Source organism: Streptomyces sp. bgisy100 (assembly GCF_057709105.1).
Map to the genome: position 1 here is coordinate 1 of NZ_JBYITE010000086.1, position 13,558 is coordinate 13,558.

9 protein-coding genes are annotated in these 13,558 nt (G+C 72.0%); 4 read left to right on the forward strand and 5 right to left on the reverse strand.

Annotation, left to right across the window (positions count from 1 at the left end):
* Positions 1-326 precede the first annotated feature (326 nt).
* Entirely contained in the window at positions 327-1,100 is a 774-nt protein-coding gene (locus AC3EQ1_RS30620; protein ID WP_432097568.1) for a TetR/AcrR family transcriptional regulator, read from the reverse strand.
* A gap of 203 nt (positions 1,101-1,303) precedes the next feature.
* Here AC3EQ1_RS30620 and AC3EQ1_RS30625 point away from each other — a divergent pair, with 203 nt between their 5' ends.
* Positions 1,304-1,690 carry a VOC family protein gene (locus tag AC3EQ1_RS30625; protein ID WP_432097569.1) on the forward strand — a complete coding sequence of 129 codons (387 nt, stop codon included), beginning with the start codon at positions 1,304-1,306 and terminating at the stop codon, positions 1,688-1,690.
* 55 nt (positions 1,691-1,745) lie between these two features.
* Positions 1,746-4,031, forward strand: a complete 2,286-nt coding sequence (locus AC3EQ1_RS30630; protein WP_432097570.1) for an ATP-binding cassette domain-containing protein — start codon at positions 1,746-1,748, stop codon at positions 4,029-4,031.
* Between the two features lie 85 nt (positions 4,032-4,116).
* Here AC3EQ1_RS30630 and AC3EQ1_RS30635 read toward each other — a convergent pair whose 3' ends face one another.
* Positions 4,117-4,962 (reverse strand): helix-turn-helix domain-containing protein, encoded by an 846-nt coding sequence (locus tag AC3EQ1_RS30635; protein WP_432097571.1) that lies wholly within the window; start codon positions 4,960-4,962, stop codon positions 4,117-4,119.
* A 153-nt stretch (positions 4,963-5,115) separates the two neighbouring features.
* On the opposite strand from AC3EQ1_RS30635, the gene AC3EQ1_RS30640 reads away from it, so the two are divergent.
* Positions 5,116-5,574 carry a hypothetical protein gene (locus AC3EQ1_RS30640; RefSeq protein ID WP_432097572.1) on the forward strand — a complete coding sequence of 153 codons (459 nt, stop codon included), beginning with the start codon at positions 5,116-5,118 and terminating at the stop codon, positions 5,572-5,574.
* A gap of 187 nt (positions 5,575-5,761) precedes the next feature.
* Here AC3EQ1_RS30640 and AC3EQ1_RS30645 read toward each other — a convergent pair whose 3' ends face one another.
* On the reverse strand, positions 5,762-6,856 hold the full coding sequence (locus AC3EQ1_RS30645; protein WP_432097573.1) for a DUF1152 domain-containing protein: 1,095 nt from the start codon (positions 6,854-6,856) through the stop codon (positions 5,762-5,764).
* A 614-nt stretch (positions 6,857-7,470) separates the two neighbouring features.
* On the opposite strand from AC3EQ1_RS30645, the gene AC3EQ1_RS30650 reads away from it, so the two are divergent.
* Positions 7,471-8,994, forward strand: coding sequence for an FAD-binding oxidoreductase (locus AC3EQ1_RS30650; protein ID WP_432097574.1), 1,524 nt, complete (start codon positions 7,471-7,473; stop codon positions 8,992-8,994).
* A 90-nt stretch (positions 8,995-9,084) separates the two neighbouring features.
* Here AC3EQ1_RS30650 and AC3EQ1_RS30655 read toward each other — a convergent pair whose 3' ends face one another.
* A complete protein-coding gene (locus tag AC3EQ1_RS30655; RefSeq protein WP_432097575.1) occupies positions 9,085-9,810 on the reverse strand; it encodes a DUF2470 domain-containing protein in 726 nt (241 codons plus the stop codon).
* Positions 9,811-9,994: 184 nt separating this feature from the next.
* On the reverse strand, positions 9,995-13,558 hold a 3,564-nt coding region (locus AC3EQ1_RS30660; protein WP_432097576.1), incomplete at its 5' end, for a beta strand repeat-containing protein.

Consider the following 13,558-nt stretch of genomic DNA (forward strand, 5'->3'; position numbering starts at 1 on the left):
CGTTGTGGTGACCACGCCGTCCGGCACCGCGACGGTCCCCGGCGGCTACACCTACGTGTAACCGGCCGCCGCCACCGCGGGCCGGCCCGTCCCGGCCGGGGCGGCGCATCCGGATTCCGGGTGCGCCCTCCCCGGCCCCCGTGGCCGCGGCAGGACCGAGAGCCCCCATGGGTGAGGGACCGGACAGCAGCTGTCCGGTCCCTCACCCATGCACCGGATCGGTCCGGCCACCGCCCTGGCCGGCGACCGCCTCGCGTCGTCGCCCGTCCCGCGTGCCCGCCCGGGAGCGTCGGTCCCTGCGGGGCGCCGCTCGTCCGGCGCCGCGGTCAGCCCGAACGGGACTCGATGAGCCGGGCGAAACCGTCCAGGACACGAGCCAGCCCGAACGTGTACGCGTGCTCCGGGCTGGACGGGGCATGGTGGGCCTCGCCGGCCGCGGCCCCCACCCGCGTGGCGAGGGGGTAGCGGGACGGGTCGAAGACCTGGTCCAGCAACGGGGCGTTGGCGGCCCACCAGTCCGCGTCGGACAGGGCGGTGTCGCGGGCGACCGCCTGGGCGTCGATCGCGGCCCGGGCGGTGGACTGGACGAACGCGAGGAGATGCGCCAGCGAGGCGTCCATCTCGACGTCGTCCAGCCCGAGCCCCTCGAAGGCGCCCAGCTCGTGCTCGTACTTGTCCAGCGAACCGGGCCCCAGGGGCGGGCGGGTGACGTTCAGTGCCGCCACCCAGGGGTGCTGCCGGAAGAGGGCGCGGTTCGCCTCGGCGACCGCCTCCACCCGGGCGCGCCAGGGTGTCGTCGCCGTGTGCTCGGGGCGGGGCATCCGCTGGTGGACGGTGTCCAGCATGAGGTCGAGGAGTTCGGCCTTGCCCGGGACGTAGGTGTAGAGCGTCATCGGGGTGACGCCCAGCTCCTGGGCCAGGGCGCGCATGGTCACCGCGTCGATGCCCTCCCGGTCGGCGAGAGTGACCGCCGTGCCGACGACCGCGTCGACGGTGAGGCCCTGTTTCGGGCCGCGGGCCGCCCGGCCGTGCCCGGGCTTACGCCACAGCAGTTCCAGCGTGCGGGCCGGGTCGCCGGTCCCGCTCGGGTTCTTCGCCATGCGCCCATCCTCTCCTGTCCGGCCCGGGCTCCCGCACCGCGGGTGCCCCCGCCCCACGCTCCGGAGAAGCACCCGCCCCGCGCTCCGGAGGAGAAACTCCGCACACTCTGTATGCTGTATAGAGTACGTTGTATAGAGTTTCACTGGAACGGGCCCGGCCGACGCGGGACCGACGGCCGAACCCTCTTGCGGCAGGAGAATCCGTGCAGATCACCGCCACCTCCCTGGCTCTGACCGTTGACGACGTCCGTGCCTCCGCCACATTCCTGACGGAGCACTTCGGCTTCGCGGAGGCCATGTCCGCCGACGGCTTCGTCTCCCTGGGCCGTGCGGGAGCCCCGCATGTGATCTTTCTGCGGCGCGGGCTGGACGTGCTGCCCGAGGGATTCCGCGACCGGCACGCCACCGGCGTGATCCTGGCCTTCACCGTGGCCGACCTGGAGCGGGAGTACCGGCGGCTGCGGGACGCAGGCGTCGCCATCACCCTGCCGCTGCGCGAAGAGCCCTGGGGTGAGCGTCTCTTCCAGGTCACCGACCCGAACGGCGTGGTCGTCGAACTGCTCGACTGGAACGCCTCCGGTGACCGGTGAGCGCAGCTGGACAGGGCCGTCGGCCGAGCAGTGCCCGACCAGAGGAGAACCGGACATGACCACCCCGCCGCCCGGCGGTCCGCTCGTCCCCGCCGACAGCCACCACACGATCCAGGTCCGTGGAGCCCGGGAGAACAACCTGGCGGACATCTCGCTCGACCTGCCCAAGCGCCGGCTCACCGTCTTCACCGGTGTGTCCGGCTCCGGGAAGTCCTCGCTGGTCTTCGGCACCATCGCCGCGGAGTCCCAGCGCCTGATCAACGAGACGTACCCGGCCTTCGTCCAGTCCTTCATGCGGAGCCAGGCCCGTCCGGACGTCGACGGGCTGCACCACCTGAGCGCGGCCATCGTTGTCGACCAGGAGCGCATGGGGACCAATTCCCGGTCCACGGTGGGGACCGTCACCGATGCGTACACCATGCTGCGGATCGTCTTCAGCCGTCTGGGGGAGCCGCACATCGGCACCTCCACCGCCTTCAGCTTCAACAGCCCGGAAGGCATGTGCCCCCGCTGCGAAGGGCTCGGCCAGGCGTCGAGGATCGATGTCGATCAGCTGGTGGACCGGGACCTCTCCCTGAACGAAGGCGCGATCACCGTTCCCGGATTCGCGGTCGGCTCCTGGTACTGGCAGGTCATGGCCCGCTCCGGGCGCGTCGACGCCGGCCGGAAGCTGCGGGACTTCACGGCGCGGGAGTGGGAGGAGTTCCTGCACGGGGGCGCCACCAAGGTCGAGGTCGGCTCGAACACCCTCACCTACGAAGGGCTCGTCACCAAGATCCAGCGGATCCACCTGGCCAAGGACCGGGACGCCATGCAGCCCCACATCCGGGCCTTCGTGGACCGGGCCGTGGTCTTCAGCGACTGCCCGGACTGCGGCGGCACCCGTCTGAACCCGGCCGCACTGTCCTCCAGGATCAACGGCGTCACCATCGCCCAGTGCTCCGCGATGCAGATCAGCGACCTCGCCGCATTCCTCGCCGGGATCGGGGGCCACTCCGTGGGACCGCTGCTGTCCGGTCTGCGCCGGCTGCTGGAGTCACTCGTCGAGATCGGCCTCGGCTATCTGAGTCTGGACCGCACCTCGTCCTCACTCTCCGGCGGCGAGGCACAACGCGTGAAGACGGTGCGCCACCTCGGCTCCAGCCTGACCGATGTGACCTACGTCTTCGACGAACCCACCGTCGGGCTGCACCCGCACGACATCCAGCGCATGAACGACCTGCTCCTGCGGCTCCGGGACCAGGGCAACACGGTCCTCGTCGTCGAGCACAAGCCGGAGGTCATCGCCATCGCCGACCATGTGGTCGACCTGGGCCCCGGGGCGGGCAGCGACGGAGGACGCGTCTGCTACACGGGGGACGTGCCCGGACTGCGCGCCTCCGGGACCGTCACCGGACGGCACCTGGGGCACCGCGCGCGGCTGCGCGAGCGGCCCCGGGAACCGCGGGGCGGGCTGACCGTCAAGGGCGCGGACCTGCACAACCTCCGGGACGTCGAGGTGGAGGTGCCGCTCGGGGTCCTGACCGTGGTCACCGGCGTCGCCGGATCCGGGAAGAGCTCCCTCGTCCACGGCTACCTGGCGCAGCGGGACGGAGTGGCCGTGGCCGACCAGTCACCGATCCGCGGATCCCGGCGCTCCAACCCGGCCACCTACACGGGGCTGCTGAGCCCGATCCGCACGGCCTTCGCCCGGGCCAATGGCGTCAAGGCCGCGCTGTTCAGCGCGAATTCGGCAGGAGCCTGCCCGAACTGCGGCGGCATCGGGCTCGTGTACACCGACCTGGCCATGATGGCCGGAGTGGCCTCGGTGTGCGAGCAGTGCGACGGGCGGCGGTTCACGCCCGAGGTGCTGACCTACCGGCTGCACGGCAAGAACATCAGCGAGGTCCTGGACATGTCCGTCGCCGGGGCCCACGACTTCTTCCCCTCGGGACCGGCCCACGCCGTCCTCGGGAGGCTCATGGATGCCGGTCTCGGCTACCTGCGGCTCGGCCAGCCCCTCAACACCCTCTCCGGAGGCGAGCGGCAACGACTCAAACTCGCCGTTCACATGGCGGCGAAGTGCACGGTCCACATCCTGGACGAACCGACCACCGGCCTGCACCTGGCGGACGTCGACCAGCTCCTCGCCCTGCTCGACCGCCTGGTCGACGCCGGTAACTCGGTCGTCGTCATCGAGCACCACCAGGCCGTGATGGCCCACGCCGACTGGCTCATCGACCTGGGGCCGGGCGGCGGTCACGACGGCGGCCGTGTGGTCTTCACCGGGACCCCCGCCGACCTCGTCGCGCACGGGGACACCCTGACGGCACAGCACCTGCGGGCGTACGTCTCGGGGTGACCACGACAGCACGGTGACCAGCACGGCCCACGCCGGGGAGCGCCCCGGGGCGCGTGGGCCGTGCCCGGGTGCCTGCCTCCGCCGATCAGAGCGGCCCGGGGCCGGGCGGCAGCGGCAGGGCGCCGAGCACCTCGGTGGTGAACGCGTCGAGGGGGTAGAACAGTTCGATCGCCAGCTCCGAGAGCGTCACATCCGCCGGGGCGCCGAACGTGGCCATCGTGCTGAACAGCGACAGTTCACCGTGCGGCGTCCGCAGCCTCAGCGGCACCTGGATCGGGGCCGGGGCGGACGGGTCGGGGGTGGACGCGGACGGGTCCGGGGAGGAGTCCGGCTCCGGTCCGGGAGGTGCCGGATAGCGGGACACCTCCTCGTACAGCACGCGCAGGTCGCCGTCCCCGGTGGCGTCCACCTGCCGGCGCAGCCGCTCCAGGAAGAGGTCCCGCACCTCACCGAGGTTGACCACCCGAGCGGCCAGACCCTCCGGGTGCAGGGCGAGGCGGTACACATTCGGCCGGGGCTCCAGCAGATGGTGCGGTATGCCGTCCATGAGCAGGGGCATGGCCCGGTTGCCGGTCACCACGTTCCACCAGCGGTCGACCACCACCGCGGGGTACGGCTCATGGGCGGTCAGCATGGTGCCGAGCGCGGCACGCACCGACGCCATGGAACGGTCGTCGAGGCTGCTCTCCCGGTACGCGGGCGCGTAGTCGGCGGCGAGCAGCAGAGCGTTGCGCTCGCGCAGCGGCACCTCCAGCGCCGAGGCGAGACGGAGCAGCATCGTCCGGCTCGGGCGGGCCCGGCCCGTCTCCACACAGGACAGATGGCGCGCCGAGACGTCCGCCAGCAGGGAGAGGTCGAGCTGGCTGAGCCGTCGGCGCCGACGCCACTCGCGCAACAGGACGCCCAGCCGCGGGAGTTGATCCGCTTTCATGCCCGGAGCCTAACCGGGGCCGGATCGTCGCGGCCATGACCTCCGAGGTCATTGAGTCCGGCACCGTGCCGCTGCCACGGTTCTCCCAGGCCCGGCGAGACCGGCCGTCACCGACCCGGCGCGACCGGCCGTCCTTCGACAGAGGAGCCCCGTATGACGTCCCGCATGACCCTCCCGGCCACAACCGCCCGGCGCCCCGCGGCCGGTGGCGCGGCACCGGATCTGCTGCGCACCAGCCTGCGGTTCGACAGCTGGGGCACCGCCGCGTTCGGTGTCCTGCTGCTCGCGGGCAGCCCCTGGCTCGACGGACCGCTCGGTCTGCCCGCCTCCTGGTCCGTGCCCTTCGGTATCGCCATGCTGGGCGGGGCCGCCGCCCTCGCGCTCATCGCCGGGTATCCGCGGATCCCCGAACGGCTCTCCGCGACCGTCATCGTGGCCAATGCCCTGTCGTGTCCGCTGCTCCTGCTGCTGGCGTTCTCGGATCTCGTTCCGCTCACCGCCGCGGGCACCGTCTTTCTGGTGATCGGTGCGGTGGTCGTCGCGGTCTTCGCCGAGCTCGAGTTCGTCGGCCACCGCCGTGCGCGGGGCGACGGCCACCGCGCCCCGGCCTGACACCTTGCCGTGCGGCGGCGCCGCCCTTCCGGCGGTGCGAGAACAGTCCGCCGGGCGGGGGCCTCACCTCGGCCGGAGCCCCGCCCGCCGCCGTTCCAGGAAGTCGTGCTCCGCCGCGTTGCCCGTGCGGTCGATCGCCGCTCCGTGGGCGAACGGGGTCTCCGTGTCCCGGCCCGGGAGGACGTTGCTATTCAGGCTTTGTCGTCATGCGCCACAGGGGCGCCTCGTACTGCTCCGGGCGGCTGGTGATCAGCAGTCGGCGCAGGGGATCGCGCTGGGGGCCGGTGAGGTTCAGCACCTCGGTGAGGCGGCGGAACGTCGTGTGGGTGGCTCCCCGGCTGCAGGCGTCCGTCTCGAACCGGTCGAGCCGGGTCAGCACGGCCTCCTCATCGAGCTTCACGGCCGGCTGGTTCATCAGCCGTGCGGCCTTGTCGCGCTCGTAGTCGATCTCGGAGAAGCCGCAGATCTCGCGGCTGTACGCCTCGACCTCGTCCAGCGTGGCGGTCGTCATGATGGCGCGGGCCAAGGTGTTGCGGCTCAGCGCTTCGTCCAGGCCGACCTCGTGGACCCTGGGGCCCTCGTCGGTGAGAGGGACGGGGAGGCCGGCATCTCGTACCTCGCAGGTGCCCCGGACTCCTCGTGCCGTTGCGGCGAGCATCGCCGTCGCCTCGGAGGGGTGCCATTCCAGGACCGCGCTGATCGGCTCCACGTCGTTCGCCGTGAGGGCGTGTACGGCCGGTCCGAGCAGCGGGCGCAGGGCGTCCGGGGACAGTTCGCCGTCCAGGCCGGGGCCGGCAATCAGCAGGCGGACCGGGGCGCTGACCTGGCAGGCGGCAGCCAGGGTCAGGGCATCGGCGAGGGGACTCCTCAGCGTCGGCTCATCGCCCCGCGCAAGGATGTCGCCGCCGACGTCCAGGAGGTCGATCGACTGCGGCTGCAGGCCACTGACCAACTCTTCCAGCTGCCGCGTGACGCCTTCAGTGCCCCGGTGAGGGTCGAGCAACGCGAAGGTGTGGGGGAGTTCGGCCGCAAGTCGCGGGTGGGTGGACCCCGCCGGAGCGATCGGCCGAGCTTCGGCCGGCACCGCCCAGACGGTCGCGGTGATGCGCTCGAGGCCGGTGAAATCGTGGGATCCTCGTGGGCCCGGCACCGGGTCGACGAGCAGACGATCCCATGCGTAGGTGAGGATCACTGTCCGGTCGTCGTCGCCGTACAGGGCCGCAAGCACTGCAGCGGCGACAGCGTCGCCTCCTCCTCCTGCTGCCACGATCAACCGCGTCATGCCAACCAGCGTATGGGGCCGGCCTTGGACGGTGCCGCGGCGCAAAAAGTTGAATCCGGAATGACGTTCGTGTGTCGGGGCCGGAATTCGGATTAAGTCCCGCCGCCGCAAGGAAGGTTTCTGCTGGTGTCCAATGGGCTGGTCCAGGGGAAGCCGGCCGGGTGAATTCCGGCTGAGAAGTTTTTGTGTCCCGGCATCCCCTTGCAGTGGCGGGACAAGGGCGCGCGGACTCTACGATCGAATTCGGCGGCACGGTGACTCCTGCACCCCGCCCAGCCTCGCCCTGCCTCGCCCTCACCCTCGCGATGCGGCAGTTCCCGTCGCACCCGGGGAGATCGCCGAAGCGGTGTCATGGCCACTCGTGAGGGAAGCTCAGCGGCCGGGACGCCGAATCCACCCGGCCGGGCCAATGCGCGGACCCTCGGCCGCGCTATTCCGCTGCGTCATTCCGCAGGCAAGTGGCGACCGTCCGCAATTGGTGTGTCGAAGAACGCTGCCGCGATCGCCCCCTGTTAGTCTTCCGCCGGAAATTCCTCAAGCATTGAACGCGCCAGCCGGCGGACCATTTCTGCCCCGGCCGCACACTGGCGTATCCGGTCGAAAGGATACGGACCATGCACGACTTTTCTCGTCGCGGCCTGATCAGGGCGACGGCGGCCGCCGGTGTCGGCTCCGTCGTTCTCCCGGGCGTGACGGCCGCCGCCGCCCCGGTCGCGAGCGCAGCGGGCACGGCGTCGACAGGCACGGCATCCGAGAGTGCGGCAGCCGACAGCGTGGCAGGCGGGCAGGCGCGGCTGACCGGTCGCATCGTCCGCCCCGACGACCCCGGGTACGCGGATGCGAGCCTCGGCTGGGACGAGCTCTTCGTGCACTATCCGCTGGTCATCGTCTACGCCCAGCGGACCCAGGACGTGGTCAACGCCCTCACGTGGTCGCGGCAGCACGACGTCGCGCTGCGGGTGCGGAGCGGGGGCCACAGCCTCGAGGGCTGGTCGAACGTGGACAACGGCATCGTGATCGACGTCAGCGAACTGAAGTCGGTCCACATCGACACCGCCTCGCGCGTCGCGAGGGTCGGAGCCGGGCTCAACCAGCTGGAAGCGGTGACCACGCTCGCGAAGAAGAACCTTGCCGTGACGACCGGAACCGAGGGCAGCGTCGGCCTGTCCGGCGCGACGCTCGGCGGCGGCTTCGGATTCCTGACCCGCTACCTCGGCATGGCCTGCGACAGCCTGATCGGTGCCGAGATCGTCGTCGCGAAGGGTACGAACCGCGCCGAGGTGATCAAGGCGGATCTGAAGAACAACGCCGACCTGCTCTGGGCCCTCCGCGGGGCGGGGAACGGCAACTTCGGGATCGTCACCTCACTCACCTACCAGGCGTCCCCGCTGAGGAGCGTCGCCTACGTGCAGGCCACGTGGGACGGCATCGGAAACCTGCGCGGAATCTTCGAGGCCTGGCAGCGCACGGCGCCGAGCGCCGACAAGCGCCTCGGAACCCAGCTCGAGATCCACCGCAACCAGATCCTGCTGTTCGGCGTTCTCGCGGAAGGTACGGAGGCCGAGGCGAAGAAGCTGCTGGCCCCGATCCTGTCGGTCGGCACGCCCGAGGTCTCGGTGGAGACCGGGAACTGGGGCGACGTCTACGAGGGATTCCAGATTCCGACCGAGGACGAGCCCGCGAACTGGAAGTTCTTCTCGCAGTTCACCACCGAGCCGTTCCCGAGGAAGGCGATCGACGTGATCGCCTCCTTCATGCGGGACGCCCCCACGGACGACAGCAACTTCTTCACCCAGGCCTTCGGCGGCGCGGTCAGGAGGCCGCCCCGCGGTGGCACGGCGTTCCCGCACCGCGACGCGCTCTTCTACTCCGAGCCCGGCGCCGGCTGGGGGACGCGTGGCGAACCGGACAGCGGCGACGAGCTCACCCCGGTCGCCCAGGCCTGGATCGCCGAGTTCAGCCAGGCGCTGCGGCCCTACGTGAACGGCGCCTACGTCAACGTGCCGAACGTCGGCATGCAGGAGTGGGAAACCGCCTACTGGGGACGGAACGTCGACCGGCTGCGCAGGATCAAGCAGAAGTACGACCCCCACAACGTCTTCCAGTACGAGCAGAGCATCCCGCCCGCTTCCTGCTGACCGATCGGCCCTCGGGGCACCGGCCCCGAGGGCCGACCGCTGTCCTTCGCGGGACTTTCGGCCGGGGCCCCGGCCCGCCGGCCGCCGCGTTCAGGAGTCGTGCAGCAGGCGGCCCCGGTGCGAGCAGCGACGCGCGATGTTCAGCAGCGCGTGGATCCGAACGCCCGCCTGGTCGGCGTCGGTCAGCGGCGACGGGAAGGGGAGCCGGACGTCCTGGTGGCTCCGGGCGTACTCCAGGCGCAGGGTGATGCCGTAGCGGTCGATGGCCAGCGGCACGGCGCGCAGGACGTGCTGCACCAGGCCCGGGTCGACCAGGCGCATCAGGAGCATCACCAAGTCGCTGTGATCGTCGGCCATATGGGTCAGCATCCCGGCCTCGCAGGTGGCCAGCGGATCCGCCGCGGCCGCCATGAGGTCGTCGAGGCCCACCGTGGCGCGTCCGGTCGCGGTCTCCAGAGCCGCCTCGGCGAACTCCATGCAGTGACTGCCGTCCGGGGACGGCCCCTCCGTGGCCTTCAGCCACCCCGACACGGTGACCCGGGCCCGCACCCGGTCCCGTACCGGGATCGGGGCGATGTCGGTGAACTCCAGCGTGGCCGGGACCAGTTCGGGTGCGGCGGGCGTCCCTGCGGTGAGGGAGTCGTCGGGCATCAACGGATGGAGGTGGATGTGCTCCGCCGCGCCCGGACCGGCGAGCCGGGAGACCTCGGCCCGGTGCCCCTCGGTGACCATGCTCATCGAGGTGGCGGTGGTGAGAACGGTGCGAATCCGTTCGGCGCTCGTCGGCTGCCCGGGAGGAGTGGTGAAGAGGCGCATCCGGATCTCCATCAGTTGGTTAGGTATGCCTAACCTAACTCAATCTTGGGGGGTGGTGCCAGTGCGCGACCGGCCGGAACCGGGGCGGAAACGGTGGCCGCGAGCGGGTGGCGGCGGCACCCGGAGGTGCCGCCGCCGGAGGAGAACGGCTGCGTGGACGCGGACGCTCCGCACCCCGTCCGGGTCAGCTGGCCGACACCACGGTGTGTGTGTCGACCCCGGTCGAGGGACTGAAGTCGGCGTTGCCGCTGTAGGTGGCGGTGACCGAGTGGGTGCCGACGCTCAGCGGCTGTGTGGTGATCGTGGCCGTGCCGCCGACGAGGGGCGCGACCACGGGAGCCTTCCCGCTGATGACGAAGGAGACGGTGCCGGTGGGCGTTCCGGTCTTCGGCGGGACCGGGGCCACCGTGGCGGTGAACGTGACGTCCTGTCCGGACCGAGACGGGTCCGGGGAGGAGACCACGGTCGTCCTGCTGGCGGCCCGGCTCAGCGTCTGGGTGTCCGTTCCCGTGGACGGGGAGAAGCTCGGACTCCCGCTGTAGGAGACGCTGATGGTGTACGAGCCGGTGGCGGCCGCGGCGTAGGTGTGCGGGACCGTGGCCACGCCACCGGAGAGGGTGGCCGTGACCGGTGCGCTGCCGTCGCCGAAGGTGAAGGTGACCGTGCCGTCCGGGGTACCGGCGCCGGGGGAGACCGGGGTCACCGTGGCCGTGACGGTCACCGACTGCCCGGCCTGGGACGGGTCCGGAGCGGAGGTCACCGCGGTGCCGGTCGCGGCCCGGCCGACCGTCTGGGTGTCCGAGCCGGTCGAAGGGGTGAAGCTCGCGGTGCCGTTGTATGTGGCGGTGACGGCGTAGGGGGTGGCGTTCGCGGCACCGTAGGTGCGGGCGACGGTGGCCACGCCGCCGGAGAGGGTGGCCGTCACGGGTGCGCTGCCGTCGCCGAAGGTGAAGGTGACGGTGCCCGTCGGTGTCCCGGCTCCCGGGGAGACCGTGGCCACCGTGGCCGTGAAGGTGACCTGCTGTCCCGCCACCGACGGGTCCGGCGCCGAGGACACCGAGGTGGTGGTGGCCGCCGCGTTGACGGTGTGGGTGTCGGTCCCGGAGGACGGACCGAAGTTGGTGCTCCCGGTGAAGGTGGCGGTGACCGCGTAGGGGCTGGTGCCCGCCGCGGTGTAGGTGTGCGCGACGGTCGCCACACCGCCGGAGAGCGGGGCGGTCACCGTCGGGGTGCCGTCCCCGAAATCGAGGACGACCGTACCGGCCGGTGTGCCCGCCCCCGGGGCCGCCGTCGTCACCGCCACCGCGAAGGTGACCGGCTGTCCCGCCACCGACGGGTCCGGCGACGACGAGACCGTGGTGGCCGTCGGCGCCTGGGTGACCGTCTGGGTGTCCGTCCCGGCGGACGGGGCGAGATCGGCGTTGCCGCCGTAGGTCGCGGTGACGGTGTACGGGCTGCCGGCCGTGCTGGTGTAGGTGTGCGTCACCGTGGCGGTGCCGCCCGACACCGCGGCGCTCGCGGGCGGTGTGCCGTCGCCGAAGGTGAAGGTGACGGTGCCGCTCGGGACCCCCGCCTCGGGCGTCACCGGCGCCACGGTCGCGGTGAAGGTCACCGGCCCGCCCACCGTGGAGGGGTCGGGCGAGGAGGTCACCAAGGTCGTGGTGGCCGCCCGCCCGACGGTCTGGGTGTCCGTACCGGTGGACGGGCCGTAGCTGACGTCGCCGCTGTAGGTCGCGGTGACGGTGTACGGACTTCCGGCCGTGCCGGAGTAGACGTGCGAGGCCGACGCGGTTCCGCCGGACAGCGACGCCGTCACCGGTGCGCTGCCGTCCCCGAAGTCGAGGGCGACCGTGCCGGTGGGGGTACCGGTGCCGGGCGCCTGTGGCGCCACGGTCGCGGTGAAGGTCACCGGCGCTCCGGTCACCGACGGGTCCGGCGACGACGTCACCGTGGTGGTCGTCGGCGCCCGGTGCACCGTGTGCGTCTCGGTGGCGGTCGAGGCGCTGAAGTCCTGACTGCCGTTGTAGGTGGCCACCACGGTGAACGGACTTCCCGCGGCGCTGTCGTAGGTGTGGACCACGGTGGCCGTGCTGCCCGACAGCGGGGCCGTGACGGCCGGTGTGCCGTCGCCGAAGGTGAAGGTGACCGTGCCGTCCGGAGCGCCGATGATCGCCGCGTCGGCCGTCACCGTGGCGGTGAACGTCACCGACTGGCCCGCGACGGACGGATCCGGCGACGACGACACCGACGTCGTCGTCGAGGCCGGGGCCACCGTGTGGGTGTCCGTGCCGGCCGAGGAGGCGAAGTCCGCGGTGCCGCCATAGGTGGCCACCACGGTGAACGGGCTGCCGGCCGAACTGGTGTAGGCGTGGGCGACGGTGGCCACGCCGCCGGAGAGGGCCGCGGTCACCGGCGCGCTGCCGTCGCCGAAGGTGAAGGTGACCGTGCCGTCCGGGCTGCCGGCGCCCGGCGCTTCGGCGGTCACCGTGGCGGTGAGGGTCACCGGCTCGCCGGCCACGGACGGGTCCGGGGAGGACACCACCCGCGTGGCGGTGGAGGCGGGCTGCACCGAGTGTGCGGTGGTCGCGGTGGACGGGCCGAAGCTGACGTCGCCCTCGTAGTCGGCGGCGACCGCGAACGGGCCGCCGGCCGCGGAGCCGTAGGTGTGGATGATCGTCGCGACCCCGTCCACGAGAGCCGCGGAGACCGGCGGGGAGCCGTCGCCGAGGGTGAAGGTGACGTTCCCCGTCAGCACCCCGTCGCCGGGAGCCACCGGCACGACCGTGGCGGTCACGGTCACCGGTTGTCCGGTGACCGACGGCTCCGGAGAGACCGTCACCGCGGTTGCGGTGGCCGCCCGGTTCACCGTGTGGCTGTCCGTGCCGGTGGAGGCACTGAAGTCCGCGTCGCCGCTGTAGGTGGCGACGAGGGACCACGGGCTGCCCGCGGCGGAGGGCGGGAGGTGGGTGACCGTCGCCGTCCCGCCGCTGAGCACCGCCGTGACCGGCGCGGTGCCGTCACCGAAGAGGAAGGTGACCGTGCCGGTCGGCGTACCGGCGCCGGGGGTGTTCGGCGTGACCGTCGCGGTGAACGTCACCGCCTGGCCCACCACCGACGGATCCGGTGACGACACCACGGTGGTGGTCGTGGCGACGAACTCCGGCTCCTGGGTGTGGGTGTCGGTCCCGGCCGAGGGCGTGAAGTCCGCGGTCCCGCCGTAGGTGGCCGTCACCGTGAAGCTTCCGCCCTCGGAGGGGTAGGTGTGTGTGAGCGTCGCCACGCCCCCGGAGAGCGTGGTGGTGACCGGCGGGCTGCCGTCCCCGAAGTCCACCGTGACCGCGCCGTCCGGTGTTCCGGCCTCGGCGCTTCCCGGCGTCACCACCGTGATCACGGTGACCGCTTCGCCGAACTCGGAGGGATCGGGCGAGGTCGTCACCGTCGTCGACGTGGACGCCCGGGTGACCGTCTGGGTGTCCGCACCCGCGGACGGGGCGAACCCGGCGTCGCCCTGGTAGCCGGCGGTGACCGCGTACGGGCTGCCGGCCGCGGAGGCGTAGGTGTGGGCCGCGGTCGCCACACCGTCGGAGACCGAGGCGGTCACCGGCGGGGTGCCGTCCCCGAAGTCGAACACCACGCTGCCCGTCGGGGACCCCGCGCCGGGAGCCTCCGGCGTGACCGTCGCGGTGAACGACACCGCGGCGCCGACCACCGACGGGTCGGGTGCGGAGCTGACGGTGGTGACGGTCGT

Excerpts from the sequence above, each read along its gene's own strand:
- AC3EQ1_RS30650 (WP_432097574.1), top strand. The coding sequence starts at position 7,471 with ATGCACGACTTTTCTCGTCGCGGCCTGATCAGGGCGACGGCGGCCGCC.
- AC3EQ1_RS30655 (WP_432097575.1), bottom strand. The coding sequence starts at position 9,810 with ATGCGCCTCTTCACCACTCCTCCCGGGCAGCCGACGAGCGCCGAACGG.
- AC3EQ1_RS30635 (WP_432097571.1), bottom strand. The coding sequence starts at position 4,962 with ATGAAAGCGGATCAACTCCCGCGGCTGGGCGTCCTGTTGCGCGAGTGG.
- AC3EQ1_RS30630 (WP_432097570.1), top strand. The coding sequence starts at position 1,746 with ATGACCACCCCGCCGCCCGGCGGTCCGCTCGTCCCCGCCGACAGCCAC.
- AC3EQ1_RS30640 (WP_432097572.1), top strand. The coding sequence starts at position 5,116 with ATGACGTCCCGCATGACCCTCCCGGCCACAACCGCCCGGCGCCCCGCG.
- AC3EQ1_RS30620 (WP_432097568.1), bottom strand. The coding sequence starts at position 1,100 with ATGGCGAAGAACCCGAGCGGGACCGGCGACCCGGCCCGCACGCTGGAA.
- AC3EQ1_RS30645 (WP_432097573.1), bottom strand. The coding sequence starts at position 6,856 with ATGACGCGGTTGATCGTGGCAGCAGGAGGAGGAGGCGACGCTGTCGCC.